General features: G+C 36.2%; 12 protein-coding genes. 9 read left to right on the forward strand and 3 right to left on the reverse strand.

Going from position 1 to position 14,766, the window contains the following annotated elements; all coding sequences use genetic code 11:
- The 4 genes from ACJMLO_RS00005 to ACJMLO_RS00020 form a co-directional block, all read left to right on the forward strand.
- On the forward strand, window positions 1-712 hold a 712-nt coding region (locus ACJMLO_RS00005), incomplete at its 5' end, for an AIR synthase-related protein (protein ID WP_405292675.1).
- A gap of 23 nt (window positions 713-735) precedes the next feature.
- Complete coding sequence (glp, locus tag ACJMLO_RS00010) at window positions 736-1,953, forward strand: gephyrin-like molybdotransferase Glp (protein ID WP_405292677.1); 1,218 nt, start codon at window positions 736-738, stop codon at window positions 1,951-1,953.
- Window positions 1,954-1,969: 16 nt separating this feature from the next.
- Window positions 1,970-3,100, forward strand: a complete 1,131-nt coding sequence (locus tag ACJMLO_RS00015; protein ID WP_405292679.1) for a site-2 protease family protein — start codon at window positions 1,970-1,972, stop codon at window positions 3,098-3,100.
- Window positions 3,101-3,175: 75 nt separating this feature from the next.
- Window positions 3,176-5,359 carry a hypothetical protein gene (locus ACJMLO_RS00020; RefSeq protein WP_405292681.1) on the forward strand — a complete coding sequence of 728 codons (2,184 nt, stop codon included), beginning with the start codon at window positions 3,176-3,178 and terminating at the stop codon, window positions 5,357-5,359.
- A 26-nt stretch (window positions 5,360-5,385) separates the two neighbouring features.
- Here ACJMLO_RS00020 and ACJMLO_RS00025 read toward each other — a convergent pair whose 3' ends face one another.
- The 3 genes from ACJMLO_RS00025 to ACJMLO_RS00035 all read right to left on the reverse strand — a co-directional run bounded on the left by ACJMLO_RS00025 (window position 5,386) and on the right by ACJMLO_RS00035 (window position 9,663).
- Entirely contained in the window at window positions 5,386-5,799 is a 414-nt protein-coding gene (locus ACJMLO_RS00025) for a ferritin family protein (RefSeq protein WP_292846084.1), read from the reverse strand.
- 10 nt (window positions 5,800-5,809) lie between these two features.
- Window positions 5,810-7,036: an FprA family A-type flavoprotein gene (locus tag ACJMLO_RS00030; protein ID WP_405292683.1), complete on the reverse strand. Its 1,227-nt coding sequence runs from the start codon at window positions 7,034-7,036 to the stop codon at window positions 5,810-5,812.
- Between the two features lie 170 nt (window positions 7,037-7,206).
- Window positions 7,207-9,663 carry an excinuclease ABC subunit UvrA gene (locus tag ACJMLO_RS00035; protein WP_350480413.1) on the reverse strand — a complete coding sequence of 819 codons (2,457 nt, stop codon included), beginning with the start codon at window positions 9,661-9,663 and terminating at the stop codon, window positions 7,207-7,209.
- A 761-nt stretch (window positions 9,664-10,424) separates the two neighbouring features.
- Between ACJMLO_RS00035 and ACJMLO_RS00040 the strand changes: the two genes are divergently transcribed.
- The 5 genes from ACJMLO_RS00040 (at window position 10,425) to mcrG (ending at window position 14,761) form a co-directional block, all read left to right on the forward strand.
- A complete protein-coding gene (locus tag ACJMLO_RS00040; RefSeq protein ID WP_405292685.1) occupies window positions 10,425-10,811 on the forward strand; it encodes a pilus assembly protein in 387 nt (128 codons plus the stop codon).
- Between the two features lie 439 nt (window positions 10,812-11,250).
- Window positions 11,251-12,078 carry a F420-dependent methylenetetrahydromethanopterin dehydrogenase gene (locus ACJMLO_RS00045; protein ID WP_405292687.1) on the forward strand — a complete coding sequence of 276 codons (828 nt, stop codon included), beginning with the start codon at window positions 11,251-11,253 and terminating at the stop codon, window positions 12,076-12,078.
- Window positions 12,079-12,115: 37 nt separating this feature from the next.
- A complete protein-coding gene (mcrB, locus tag ACJMLO_RS00050; RefSeq protein ID WP_405292689.1) occupies window positions 12,116-13,447 on the forward strand; it encodes a coenzyme-B sulfoethylthiotransferase subunit beta in 1,332 nt (443 codons plus the stop codon).
- Window positions 13,448-13,456: 9 nt separating this feature from the next.
- On the forward strand, window positions 13,457-13,951 hold the full coding sequence (mcrD, locus tag ACJMLO_RS00055) for a methyl-coenzyme M reductase operon protein D (RefSeq protein WP_405292691.1): 495 nt from the start codon (window positions 13,457-13,459) through the stop codon (window positions 13,949-13,951).
- Between the two features lie 15 nt (window positions 13,952-13,966).
- Entirely contained in the window at window positions 13,967-14,761 is a 795-nt protein-coding gene (gene mcrG / locus ACJMLO_RS00060; RefSeq protein ID WP_405292693.1) for a coenzyme-B sulfoethylthiotransferase subunit gamma, read from the forward strand.
- The last annotated feature ends 5 nt before the right edge of the window (window positions 14,762-14,766 follow it).

The raw sequence follows: 14,766 nt of genomic DNA on the forward strand, positions 1-14,766 counted from the left end.
TAACTTCGGTAATCCTGAAACTCCGGAAATATTATGGCAATTCAAGACAGCCATTGAAGGAATGGCTCTAGTTGCTGAGAACTTCAACGCACCTGTCATCAGCGGTAATGTAAGTTTCTACAATGAAACCGAAGGAATCAAGATCAATCCGACTCCTGCAGTCGGCGTAATCGGTGTGGAAGATATCGAAAACATTAGGACCATGGACTTCAAAAACGAAGGGGATAAAATCATTTTAATCGGTAAGACCTATGACGAGCTTACAGGTTCTGAATACCACAGATGCATTCATAATTTAGAAAAGGGAACCGCTCCAAGGATAAGAATTGATGAAGAAGTTGCAAACGGTCAATGCGTACTTGATTTAATCTCCAACGATAAGGATAAAAACATCACTGCAGTCCACGACGTTTCAGCAGGAGGCCTTGCAGTTGCACTGTCAGAAATGGTTATCAAATCAGGAAAAGGATGCGATGTAAACCTGACTGATGATGAACTGGACAAAATCCAATTGTTATACTCTGAAAGTCATGCAAGATACCTGTTGACAGTCAAAGTGGATGCTTTGGATGACATTTTGGCAAAAATCGATGTTCCATGTCAGGTCATCGGTGAAGTCAAAGGCACTTCTTTAAATGTAAACGGACATGAATTCAGTTTTGAAGACTTATATGATGCATATCATGGTGTTATTGAAAAGTACATGGCATAATTTAAACTGGGGGAGTTTTAAACATGTTTTTATCAAAGCTTGATTCATTAACAAATGCCAGAAATCTAATCAGTGACCATCATAAGGTCACTGATATTGAAGAGATTTCCATTCATGATGCTCACAAAAGGGTTTTGGCTGAGGATATTATGGCATTTCATGATTCACCGCCATTTGATAAATCAGCGATGGACGGATTTGCTTTAATTGCAGAAGATACCTTTGGGGCATCAAATTCAGCGCCAAAGGAATTCAAGATTATAGATGCAATCGGTGCAGGAGATTTCACAGAAAAGAAGGTCAATCAAAATGAGGCCATTGTTATAGCTACCGGCGCTCCAATTCCTGAAGGGGCAAATGCGGTTCTGATGAAGGAATACACAACTACTGACGGCGATGACCTGACAATATACTCTCAGGTAACTCCAGGAGAAAACATCAGCCCAAAATCTGAAGACATTGAGAAGGGCCAAAAGATTATTGATAAGAACACATTCATCAGATACCAGGAATTGGGCCTTATAGCATCAGCGGGCTACGATACGGTTAAAGTCTATAAAAAGCCAAGGGTCAAAATAATCATAACCGGCAATGAGCTTGTGGAACCGACCAAGGAAGAAATCGATAAGGCTAAAATCATCAATTCCAATCAGTTTACAATAAATGCGATGGTTGAGGATTCAGGAGCCCTATGCGATATTATGCATGCCGGTGATTCATTCGATGAAGTAAAAGAAGCTATTCTAGAGGCTTCAAAAGATTATGACGTTATCATGACTACAGGAGGAACTGCCATCAGCAAGGGCGATGTTGTTCTTGACGTTGTTGATGACATTGGGGAGATACTGTTCCATGGTGTTGCAATCAGACCTGGAAAACCTGCAGGGGCAGGAGTCATTAACGGCAAGATGGTTTTCACATTTTCAGGCCAGCCTGTAGCCGCAATGTCTCAGTTCGACATGTTTGCCAGAAAATACCTCTTTGAAATGCAGGGCAGGTCATTTGATTTTCATATAGTTAAAAGAACATCCCAGCTCAAGATACCTTCACAGCTTGGAAGGACAGATTTCATCCGTGCAGTTGCAGACGACGAGTATGCAAGGCATGTGCTGAACAGGGGTTCTGGCATTATTCGGTCAATGGTTGAGGCGAACAGCTATATCATAATAGATGAAAATGATGAAGGATATCAGAAGGGCGATATAGTTGACGTAGTCTTTTTCGATTCACTACTTTGGTAGAGGAAGTGTCATTTTAATGAATGGGATTTATTATTATTTGATAGCCTTTGTGGTCATCTGGGTACTGGTTGCAATATTCCATGAAAAGTTGTCAAAGCATGGAGTTGAACTCAACTTCCCGGTCATCATGTGGAAGACCCAAAGGTTAAGGGGATTCATATCCCGAATCAACAACATTTCACCTAAATTCTGGCGATGGTACATGAATGTAGGGGTTATTGTCGCTTTTGGAGCCATGGTATTCATAACATGGTCGATTGTATCCACGTTGCCAAGTGTCTTTGAGACTCCGAGCGTTTCAATTGTTATTCCAGGTGTAGACATTCCGGGCTCTCAGATTTATGTTCCATTTGTCTACGGATTGATAGGGCTTGCAACTGTTCTGGTAGTTCACGAGTTTTCCCATGGCGTACAGGCCGTTGGAGAAAAGATACCAATCAAGTCAATCGGATTATTGCTTTTTGCAATCATTCCGGGGGCATTTGTAGAGCCTGATGAGGACAAGCTCAAGCAAGCAAAAAGAACTTCAAGACTGAGGGTTTATGCTGCAGGTTCTATAGCCAATGTAACCTTGGCCTTGATCGCTTTGGTGCTGTTGTCACTGGCATCATCCGGAATACCTCATTATTTTGAGGAAGACGGTATTGAAATAGACAGGATAGTTTCTGATTCGCCTTCTGAAGGAATACTGAAGGAAGGCATGATTTTGGAAGCCATCGACAATCAAAAAATCAATAATGCCTCTTCATATGGTGAAATTGTAACTTCATATTCCCCGGGAGACAATGTGACGGTCAAAACGGATCAGGGAACGTATCATGTAACTCTCGGCAAAAATCCGAACAATGAATCCAGAGGATTTTTCGGAATTCAGGCAAATAAGCATTTTGAATTGACTGACAATAGCTTGGGCCCGCTTCCATGGATTTTATTCGAACTTGTTGAATTGTTCCAGTGGGTTGCAATGCTGAATCTTGGAATCGGTCTTTTTAACCTGCTTCCAATCAAGCCTTTGGATGGAGGCTATATGCTTGAGATATTGCTCAGCTACAGACTGTCGGAAGAGTACTACAAGCCATTTGTAAATGCCCTGTCTGTCGTTTTGGCAATGATTATCGTATTCAGCATAGTTGCAGGATTTTTGTGATGCAAAAATTTATATTATGCAGTATTATAAGTATTATGTAAGAATTTTATTTTTTTAAAATCAGGTGATTATTTGATGAAAAAGATGTTAATAGCGGTGTCTGTTTTATTTTTCATTCTATTGATTTTATCTCCAATTCAGGCTAAAGATAACCAGACTGATATGGATTTGATCACAGATGCTGCTGATGCAGATATATCTTCAGTTAAAACATATACGGATTTAAACAACAGGATTAATGAAACACAGGATTCGACATTAACGTTGAATGAAAGCTACAGATATGATTCGGCTTTGGACAACGAATCATTCATTGATGGTATTTACATATCAAAGGATATGACAATCCTCGGTAGGAATGACTGCTGTATTGACGGAAATTTCCTTGCCAAAGGATTCGTTATCGAGTCAAACTGCAGCATCGTCCTTGAAAACATCACGTTTAAAAATATGTATGCCATAACTGACGGCGCAGGGATTCTTATGATGCCGAATTCAACTTTGACCCTTAAGAATTGTGCTTTCATTAACAATAAGGTCTACAATGCCAATGGAGGAGGAATATACTGCAACCATGATACAAGCATGGAAGTCTATGACTGTCTGTTTTACAACAACACCAGCATAAGGGAAAGTGACCTTGACTGGAAGGAATTCAAAAGTGGAATGGGAAGTGCAATCACCGCCAATATAGGCACAAATCTAAGGCTGAACAATACGGTCTTTAGAAAGAACAATGCATATCTTACAACTCTTCTCATCGTCAGCTTCAATGATCTGGGATATAAGGAAAGTCACCTGCAGCTCAGCAATTGCTTGTTTGAGGACAATATGGCATACTCCACATGCGCACTCTATCTCGATGAGCTTGGAAGGGGAGAAATTACCGATTCAGTATTCAGAAACAACTTTGCAAATACATCTTCAATTGTTATTCTGGACGCTTCACGTTCTGCACTCGTAAAAAACTGTCTTTTTGAAGGCAATACGGCAGCAAAGGGTGGAGCGGTTCATGTAAAGGTTTTCGATTATTCATACATGTCAAACGTTTCCATTGAGGACTGCAATTTCACAAAAAACAGGGCTATCGAAGACGGAGGAGCAATATTTTCAAAATACGGATTAACCAAAATCTCAAACTGCAATTTCATTGAAAACACTGCAGGGGAATCTGGTGGAGCAATCTATACAAAGCTGGGCGAATTGAATCTAACAGATTCATATTTCTATGGAAATTCCGCCCAATACGGTGGAGCCCTACTGATTAATGACGACAAATGCAGAGTGAATAACTGTGAATTTGTTAGGAATGCCGCTTCCGTAAGGGGAGGTGCAATATATTCAAAGATTGAAGATGTGTCATCATCAAACTGCAGGTATGAAGGTAATGCCGCTCCAAGTGGCGGGGAAAATGTCTATGGAACATTCGTCGGCGAATATACCATAATCAATTCTTATTTTGGCGACATCGAATTGAAAGTAAAATTGACTTCACCATGGAACATGCCGCTTTCACAGACCATAAGATTATACTTTTCAGGCCCAAATGAATACAAAACCGATTTGCTGACAACAGATTCAAATGGAATAGTCTCTCTTAAAGTTCCGATAGATATTAAAAGGGGAAATTATACGCTGAGCATGAAGATAACGTCAGGGGTTTGCCACAACAACAAGACAATCAGTGTCGTTAAGGCTCCAAGTAAACTGGAGGTAAATGCCCTAACCGCAACCTATGATTCAGGCAAACTGCTGAAAATCACTGTTGTCAACACCAAAACAAACAGGGGTGTTTCAGCAGCTAAGCTCACCTTAAAGGTATATACGGGTAAAACATACCAAACATACACTCTTAAGTGTGATAAAAACGGTGTAGCTACCTTTGACACTTCAGGCCTTTCAGGCGGAAAGCATACTGTAGTCATATCTTCGGCAAACGGCAATATCAAGGTTTCCGATAAGAAGTCCTGGATAAAAATCAACAAGGCGACAGCTAAAATCGAGGCTCCAAAGTCAGTCAAGAAATCTTTTAAACTGAAGGTTACCGTGAAAAACAAGGCAAGCAAAAGGCTCATTAAAAATACCCAGTTCAAGCTTAAGCTGGACACCGGAAAAACAGTTTCTGTCAAGACCAATTCAAAAGGTGTCTTTAAGCTAAGCACAAAGAAATTAAGCAGGGGAAAACACAAGTTTGTCCTTACATTGAAAAACAGCAATTACGATATTAATAAAAAGTTTTCTGTAAAAATAAAAAAATAGGAAAGAATAATTAAATTCTTTTCTATTTAGAAGTATCTTTCTAGGATACCTTCAAGGATTTTGTAGTGACGTCCTTCATCTTTGGAACTTTCACGGAAGAAATCAGCAGCGGTTTCGATACCTGCTTCTTCAGCTTTGTCAGCTGCTTCTCTTTTTTCGGCGTTAGCCATTTTTTCTCCACCCATCATCCATTCGATGTTTTCTTTGAGGGTAGGTTTGATGATTCCGTTCATTTCACAGAATCTTGCAGCGTGTTCAGCTTCTTCCCATGCTAATCTTTTAAATACTTCAGCTAATTCTCCATAGCCTTCACGGGATGCCTGTCTGGACATAGCCAGGTAAATACCTACTTCGTTGGTTTCTCCTTCAAAGTTTCCTGCAACGTAGTTTTCTACAGGGGTGTCTTTAGTAATTCCAATTTCATGTTCGTATTTTACCATATTATCACCATTATAATTCTTTACATGCTTTAGCTAATGCTACACCTAAGTTGTAGCTTGCTTCATCTTCTTCTGCAGTTGGCACAAATGTAATTTCTTGTGTGTCTACAATGTCAAATCCATAGTTTCCTAATTCTTCGGCAAGCATGGCAGGTGTTCCACCTTTGCCTCCCATTGAACCGAAGGTAACAGCTTTTCTGACAATTCCTGTTCTGTTGAAGAGCAATCCTTTTAAGTAGTACATGATGTCTCCGATACTTGGGTATGGAACATCGTTGATTGTAGGATCACCGACAGCAATTCCCTTACTGGTTAGGATACTTTTGACAATTTCTGATCTTTCGTCCTCGTGCAGGAAAAAGATTTCCACATCATAACCTTCAGACATTGCACCTTCTGCAATTTCATGAGCCATCTGTTGGGTTGAGTAGTGCATTGTGTCGTAAATAATTGTGATTTTGTCTTCACATACACCTGTAGCCCAGTTCTGGTAAGCTCCAATAATTTGCATCGGGTCTGTCCAGATTTGACCGTGGGACGGGGCGATCATTTTTATTGAGTCCAATAAACCTAATTCAACAACTTCGTTTAATTTTTTAAGCACTAATTTTGAAAGAGGTGTAATTAGGTTTGCATAGAATTTTTGAGCTGCATCCATTAACACATATTCCGGAATCTCATCTGAGAATCTTTGGGTGAAACATAAGTGTTGACCGAATGCGTCATTAGGGAATAAAATACCGGTTTCATCAGCAAGCAAGGTAAACATGCTGTCTGGCCAGTGCAATAGGAATGCATCTAAAAATGCCAAGGTTCTTCCGCCAACATCTAAGGAGTCACCGGTTCCAACTGTAATGAATTCGGCTCCTTCCAGGGAAGGGTAGTGTTTTAAAAGGCCGTTGACTGCTATTTTTGTACAGTAAATCGGTGCTTCAGGGAATCTTTTGTGCAAGTCAACTAAAACACCGGAATGGTCTTTTTCAACGTGGTTTTGAATGATGTAGTCAACTTTGACGTCTCTGCCCTCTTGAGCAAAAGCGTCGTCGATACGTGCCATCATTTCTTTTGTTTTTCCAGGGTAAGCATTGTCGATTAATGCTACTTCATCTTCACCAAATACAAGGTAAGCATTGTATGTGGTACCGTCTAATGTGTAACCGTGATAGGTTCTTAAATCCCAATCGAGTACACCAATCCAGTATACTCCATCAGCTATTTTTTGCGCATTAGCTTTCATATTTTAATCTCCAATTTTGGTTTAAATCCATAATTTAAACTATGAATTTAATAATTTATTTGATATTTTTATTATATATAATTTTGTTTTATACGAAATGTTCGTATTCTTAGGGGGATTTCTTTATATAAAATAAAGAGTTTTTAGTGAGGGAAATCAATTAAGTTGATTTATAGTTTTTCAGTTAAATATTTCCCAGTTAAACTTCCAGGGGTACTAATTATATCTTCTAAACTGCCTTTTGCAAGTATTTCACCACCAAAATACTCTTCATCAATTCCAATATCAATAATGTAATCGGCATTAGCTATTAAATCCAGATCATGTTCTATTACAATAACAGTCGCTCCCCGGTCTATTAAATTATCAAATACATCAATAAGAACTTTAACATCTAATGGATGGAGGCCAATTGTCGGTTCATCAAATATAAATATGGAATTTTTTTGTGATTTCCCGATTTCCGATGCTAATTTTAATCTTTGCGCTTCACCGCCAGACAAACTTGGAGTTGATTCACCTAATGTTAAATAGCCCAAACCCAAATCAGATAATTTTTGAAGTTTACCTGTAACCTTTTTAAGTTCAAATAACTCTTCTAGAGCTTCATCAATTGTTAGATTCATAACATCTGCAATAGAAAGCCCATTATATTTAATATCTTCGACTTTTTTATCATATCTAAGACCATTACAATCAGGACAGGTCATTTCAACATCCGGTAGGAATTGAACATCCATAGACACATTGCCTGTCCCGTTACAAGTTTCACACCTTAATTTTCCGGTATTGTATGAGAAATCAGACATTTTATACTCATCACTCAATTTAGCAAATTCCCTTCTTAAGTCATCTAGAACTTTTGAGTATGTTGCAACGGTACTTCTAACATTCTTTCCAATCGGAACGCTATCGATCAACTCAATCTTTTTAATATCTTCGCATTCTAAATCTATTACATTATCTGGCAAATCTTCTCCGTTAATGTAAGATTTGATTGCAGGATACATGGATTCTAAAAGTAGGGTGGTTTTACCGCTTCCTGAAACTCCACTTACAACAGTTAATTTTCCTTTAGGAATTTTTATTGCCATCTCTTTAACATTATGGATTTCAGAGGTTTTAATTTCAATTTCACCATTTTCAAAAATATTGTCTGATTTGTCCCTTATGATGATTTTTTCAGAATTAGTTAAAAATGGGGCGATTTGTGAGGAAGGATTATTTACAATCTCATCTAAACTTCCTTTAGCTATTATGCTTCCACCGTCAGCTCCCGCATTTGGGCCAAGCTCAATCATATAATCGGCAATACCTAATATTTTCGTGTCATGGTCAACTAGGATAATTGAATTTCCATCATCCACTAATCTTTTAATAACATTTATTAGTCCATCAACGTTATTTGGATGCAGACCGATTGACGGCTCGTCTAAAACATATAATACTCCGGTTGTATGATTTTTCAATGTTTTTGCAATTTGAACTCTCTGAAGCTCACCGGTAGATAAGGTATTTGAAGGCCTATCAAGGGAAATATAACCCAAACCTAAATCAAGTAGGATATTTGCATTGTCCATGAATTCCTCTACAATATCCTGTGCCATTTCACGAATATTGTCAGGTAATTCGGTCACGATATCATTTACCCATGAAACCAAATCTTTTAAATTCATTTTACATGCATCTGCAAGATTTATTCCTCCCAATAGAGTTTCACGAGCTTTTGAATTTAATCTTGTTCCTCCACAATCGCTACAAACGGTTGTTGTTAAAAATTTATTGATTTTAGTTAATCCCTTTTCTGTTTTTGCATTTCTTAAAGCCTCTTCAATAGCTTTATGAGCATTTCTGTATTCTGCATTCAATTCAAATAATTTGCCATTTTTGGATGGGATGTTGATATATTTTTTCACTGTAGGGCCATTATAAACAATATCCTTTTCATCGTCAGTTAAATCTTTAAACGGAACATCCAACCGAACACCAAGTTCACCTGCAACATGATACATCCATGAGATGCCAAATTGATTCCAGGCATCAACTGCCCCCTCTTCCAGTGTTTTGCTATCGTCTAATATCAATTTTGAGTCATCGACGTCTCTAATTAAACCTGTACCTTCGCATGTTGGACATGCTCCATCCGAGTTAAATGCATATTCCTCGGCACCCAATCCATAGAATTCCACGCCACATTCAGGGCATTTGATTGGGATTTCACGGGCCACATTTAAAGTTGGCTCTTGAATGTGACCATTAGGACATGTATAATTCCCGCATCGAGAATATAATAATCTAAGTGAGTTTAAAAGTTCAGTTGAAGTTCCAAAAGTGGACCTGATGTTAGGAACATTTGGTCTTTGATGTAGTGCTAATGCGGCCGGAACATATTGAACTAAATCGACTTGAGCTTTTCGGGTTTGTGAGATTCTTCGGCGGGTATATGTGGATAATGCATCCAAATATCTTCTAGACCCTTCTGAGTATAGTACTCCTAGTGCTAGTGATGATTTGCCGGATCCTGAAACTCCGCTGATGGCCACAATCTTTCCAAGTGGAATGTCAATGTCAATGTTTTTTAAGTTATGAACCTTTGCTCCACGAATGATTATCATATCTTGATACATAGTTAAACATCTGCTTTTAAAAGTTAATAATATTATTCAAATTAAATTCCGGAGAACCTCTAAAAGTTTATAATTAATCAAAATAAATTTTTTATTAGAGTTTTAGTGCTGGAAATTGATAAGTATCGGAACTTTTTTATGCGTTTTATACGAAATGTTCGTATTCATTTAGGTTTTCTTTATAAATAAACTAGATTTTTAAGTAGTATTTTTTATAAACTATTACTAACTAAAAATTTCCTTTTAAAGTGGTTGACAAGGTTAAGTTGAAAATTAAGTGTTGTTTTCCCATATTTGTAATACTTTTTTATAATTTATTATGTTTTTAAGTAGTAATAATTTTATAAAAAGTATTACAATTTAATTTTACTGTCAAAATATTTATACACTTCAATAATTTTTACATGGTAATTTTATAGGATATAAAAATATAATTATAGGTTTTTTATAATTAAACATGATAAAATTTCTTTATTTTTAATTTTACTTATAATTATTTAAGTTCATACTTTTTTAAAAAGTATTATTTAATTTAAAAGATTAAATGTCGATTTAGCAAATTTAAATCGTGGCGATTTATTTTTTTTTTAAAAAATTTAAATGCTTTAAAATGCTTATTTTTTAAATTAAACTTCATAAATCAAAAGTAATACTTTAATAAAGTTTATATGGTTATTACTCCCAATGATAATTAATTATTTAATTAGACATGTCTAATTTTATAATTTAACTGAATTGTTATTAACAAGCTGGAGAGTATCATGGAAATTTATATGCAGAAAATTGGATTGATTAGAGATGACATAAATCCCAAAAATACAAATTTAAATTTAGATATTGATTGGTTTGTGGAATATACTAATACAGATCAGGATGAAATAAATTTCACAGTTGTTCTAAAGTCAAGTGAAAATTTTAATCTAAACTTTAAAGTTGAGGGGATTTTAAAATTAGATTTATTTGAAGAATTCAATCAAGGAGATGTTTCTCAAATAATATTTTATCAGGCATGTAATGTTCTAATGGATATGATTTCTATAACACGTGAATCAGTTCATATTTTATCAAAGAATCAATATTCAAATTTAAAAAGTGAACATGTTCCGGATACTCTCTTTAACTCATCTGATGTAAAATTAATGTTGTAATAAATGATAAGAAATGGGGGGCTTTTTTTATAAAAGGTGCTCTGTTATTGTAGGCAAGTTCTTTAGATGAAAAAATTCAAATTTGTCATTGGAACATGAGAATTATAAATGGATTTAACTGGATTAAAAAACTCTAACAAAAATGGGGAGTTTCATAAGACTTTAACTAAACTCAATTAGATTATGATCATCAAATCAAAGCTATTAGCTAGCCATATGGAGTTTTGGATAGTTATTATATAATAACTATTCATCTCTTCCTAATAACCTTTTTAAAGATTAATAATGCTGAAGATAATTGGAAATTATAATGTTTCTTTCACTGTTTACTGCTATTGAAGTTATATCCCTATATTCTTAGTAATTATTCTCAATAATATTATATTTCAAGTTTATTTTTTTTATTAATGAAAAAATAATGTAAAAAAAATGTGATACTATGGTTGTAAAAATCGCAATAATTAAAAGTGGCAATATCGGTACTTCACCGGTTATTGACCTATTGTTAGACGAAAGAGCAGACAGACCAAATATCGATGTAAGGACATTTGGATCTGGAGCAAAAATGAACCCGGAACAGGTTGAAGATGTTGTTCCTAAAATAGATGCATTTGAGCCTGATTTCGCAATCTTTATTAGCCCAAACCCAGGAGCACCTGGACCAGCTAAAGCAAGAGAAATGTTATCTGAAAAAGATGTTCCTGCTATTATCGTTGGTGATGCACCTGGTAAAGGCAAAAAAGATGAAATGGATGAACAAGGTTTAGGTTACATTATCGTAATGTCTGATCCTATGATTGGTGCAAAAAGAGAATGGTTAGACCCAACTGAAATGGCTATTTTCAACTCCGACATCTTAAAAGTACTCGCTGAAACCGGTGCTTTAAGATTAGTTCAAAAAACTATTGATGATGTAATTGAACAAGCAGAATCAGGTGAAATTGAATTGCCTAAGCTAATTATTACTGCTGAAAAAGCTGCAGAAGCTGGCAGATTTGCAAACCCATATGCAAAAGCAAAAGCTATTGCAGCATATGAAATGGCAGGTGCAGTTGCTAACTTAGACATGAAAGGTTGTTTCATGACCAAAGGTTTCGAAAACTTCATCCCATTGGTAGCTGCTGCTCACGAAATTGCTGCATGCGCTGCTAAATTAGCACAGGAAGCGAGGGAAATTGAAAAAGCAAACGATACAGTCTTAAGAACTCCTCACATGAAAGAAGGAAACCTAGGTTGTAAAACTGACTTAATTAGCAAACCAGAATAAGGTTTTTTATTGCCTAAATTATTTTAGGGGGTTACTAATGAAAATTTATGATGACAATTTAGATTTGTATGGCCCTGATGGAAAAATCCTTGAAGAGTCCGTACCATTAGAATCCATTAGCCCGCTTAAAAATTCTGCTATACAAGAAATGATTTATGATATTAAAAGATCTTGTGCAGTCAATTTAGCAGGTATTGAAAATGGTTTAAAAAATGCCGCAATGGGTGGAAAAGCAACATACATCCCCGGCAGAGAATTAGATTTGGATATTGTTGAAAATGCAGATGTAATTGCAGGTAAAATAAAAAAGATTCTTCGCGTTAATGAAGATGATGACACAACAGTTGACCTCATCAATGATGGCCAACAATTATTGGTTCAATTACCTTTTGAACGTTTAAATGTGGCTGCAGACTATTCTGTTTCAACAATGCAAACCGGTGCTGCAACCATTCAAGCCATTATTGATAGTTTTGATGTTAACATGTTTGATGCATCAACAATTAAAACTGCAGTAATGGGAGCATATCCAAGAACTGTAGACCTTTCAGGTGCTAATATCAGCGCACTTTTGGGCCCTCCAGTATTATTGGAAGGATTAGGATATGGTTTGAGAAATGTCATGGCAAACCATGTAGTTGCTATTACCAATAAGCAAACCTTAAATGCAGCAGCATTGTCTTCAATTATGGAACAAACAGCTATGATTGAAACAGGTGATGCCACTGGGGCATTTGAAAGAATGCATTTATTAACATTGGCATATCAAGGTTTAAATGCTGATAATTTGGTATTTGACATTGTTAAAGAAAATGGTAAAGGAACCGTTGGAACTGTAATTCAATCATTAGTTGGAAGAGCAATTGAAGACAATGTTATTAGAGTTGCGAAGAATATGCCTTCTGGATATAATATGTATGAGCCTGTAGATTGGGCATTGTGGAATGCATATGCTGCTGCAGGCCTACTTGCTGCAGTCATCGTTAATGTAGGGGCTGCAAGAGCGGCTCAAGGTGTAGCTTCAACAGTATTATATTATAACGATATGTTGGAATATGAAACTGGCCTTCCAGGTGTAGATTACGGTAGAACAGAAGGTGTAGGTGTAGGATTTAGTTTCTTCTCTCACTCCATATATGGTGGTGGGGGACCAGGTACATTCCATGGAAACCACGTAGTAACAAGACATGCAAAAGGAACCGCAATCCCTTGTGCATCTGCTGCAATGTGTTTGGATGCAGGAACACAGATGTTTTCAGTTAAAAGAACATCTGCATTAATTGGAATTGTATATGGTACTATTGATAATCTTAGAAACCCAATTCCAAATGTAGCCAAAGTTGCAGGAGAAATTAAAGATAGCTTATAGGTGTTTTTCATGGATGAATCAAAACAAATTAATGTAATTGATATTAAAATTATTCCAAATAGATTTTTAAAGCCAAACACTTGTGAAAAAATTCTAAATGAAATTTATGAATTAGAAGGAAACATGAGAGTATTGATTCATGGTCCTTCCCTTCCGAAAAAAGTGTTCTATGGACCTGGAAAAGGTCATGATGTAAATCATACAGATAGAAAAACTATTCAAGTTAAAGGAAATGATGTGGATTTAAGAATCATGGTTGGAGATATTATCATTACTGTTGATATTTCCAAATTTAATGATTTTATGGACAAATTACAAGATATATTAGACGAAAACATGCCTTGTGAATTTACAACATTGGTTGGAAGATTCACCCGAACTAAAAGCACTATTTCCGATTATTTAAAATATGGCAATAGTTTCGAAAATCATATTGATAAACGTTACATTGGTTTAGTTGATTCTAGTGCAAGAAGTTCTGAAACAGTAAAAGTTATAAAATAATTTTATGGTGAATTTATGACATATAAAGCACAATTTGGCCCTGGTGAAACAAAAATTGCTGAAAACAGAAGAAAGCATATGAATCCAGAGCATAAATTTAAAAAGATAAGGGAAGTCTCTGATGAAGGTATCGTTAAGATATTGGGTCACAGAAATCCCGGTGAAAGTTATAAAACAGTTCATCCACCATTAGCTGAAATGGAAGATGATGGAGATATTATTAAAAGTATTGTGGAACCTACTCCTGGTGCGGCAGAAGGTATAAGAGTCAGATATATTCAATTTGCTGATTCAATGTACAATGCCCCAGCACAGCCTTACGATAGGGCAAGAACCTATATGTGGAGATACAGGGGAGTGGATACAGGTACATTATCTGGAAGACAGGTAATTGAAATAAGAGAGCAAGATTTGGAAAAAATTTCTAAAGAATTAATTGAAACCGATATTTTTGACCCTGCCCGATCAGGTATGAGAGGAGCAACAGTACATGGACACTCATTGAGATTAGATGAGAACGGTTTAATGTTTGATGGCCTTCAAAGATATAAATTCAATGAAGAAGACGGTCATGTTTATTATGTTAAAGACCAAGTAGGCCGTCCATTAGATGAGATAGTTGATGTCGGTGCGCCTTTAGATGAAGAATACCTAAAAGAAATCACTACCATTTACAGGGAAGACAATATAGGTATGAGACAAGATAAAGAAGCACTTGAAGTAGTTGAAAATATTCATGAAGCACGTACCAAAGGAGGATACGGGTTAGGAGTATTTTCTAAAGACTTAAAAAAGAAATTAGGTGAATGATATGG

This window comes from Methanobrevibacter sp. (assembly GCF_045120835.1).
GTDB lineage: Archaea > Methanobacteriota > Methanobacteria > Methanobacteriales > Methanobacteriaceae > Methanocatella.

What these genes read in the sequence shown, in the direction of transcription:
- ACJMLO_RS00030 (WP_405292683.1), bottom strand. Translation starts at nt 7,036, where the DNA reads ATGAAAGCTAATGCGCAAAAAATAGCTGATGGAGTATACTGGATTGGT.
- ACJMLO_RS00020 (WP_405292681.1), top strand. Translation starts at nt 3,176, where the DNA reads ATGAAAAAGATGTTAATAGCGGTGTCTGTTTTATTTTTCATTCTATTG.
- ACJMLO_RS00040 (WP_405292685.1), top strand. Translation starts at nt 10,425, where the DNA reads ATGGAAATTTATATGCAGAAAATTGGATTGATTAGAGATGACATAAAT.
- ACJMLO_RS00015 (WP_405292679.1), top strand. Translation starts at nt 1,970, where the DNA reads ATGAATGGGATTTATTATTATTTGATAGCCTTTGTGGTCATCTGGGTA.
- mcrD (WP_405292691.1), top strand. Translation starts at nt 13,457, where the DNA reads ATGGATGAATCAAAACAAATTAATGTAATTGATATTAAAATTATTCCA.
- mcrB (WP_405292689.1), top strand. Translation starts at nt 12,116, where the DNA reads ATGAAAATTTATGATGACAATTTAGATTTGTATGGCCCTGATGGAAAA.
- ACJMLO_RS00025 (WP_292846084.1), bottom strand. Translation starts at nt 5,799, where the DNA reads ATGGTAAAATACGAACATGAAATTGGAATTACTAAAGACACCCCTGTA.
- ACJMLO_RS00035 (WP_350480413.1), bottom strand. Translation starts at nt 9,663, where the DNA reads ATGTATCAAGATATGATAATCATTCGTGGAGCAAAGGTTCATAACTTA.
- glp (WP_405292677.1), top strand. Translation starts at nt 736, where the DNA reads ATGTTTTTATCAAAGCTTGATTCATTAACAAATGCCAGAAATCTAATC.
- ACJMLO_RS00045 (WP_405292687.1), top strand. Translation starts at nt 11,251, where the DNA reads ATGGTTGTAAAAATCGCAATAATTAAAAGTGGCAATATCGGTACTTCA.
- mcrG (WP_405292693.1), top strand. Translation starts at nt 13,967, where the DNA reads ATGACATATAAAGCACAATTTGGCCCTGGTGAAACAAAAATTGCTGAA.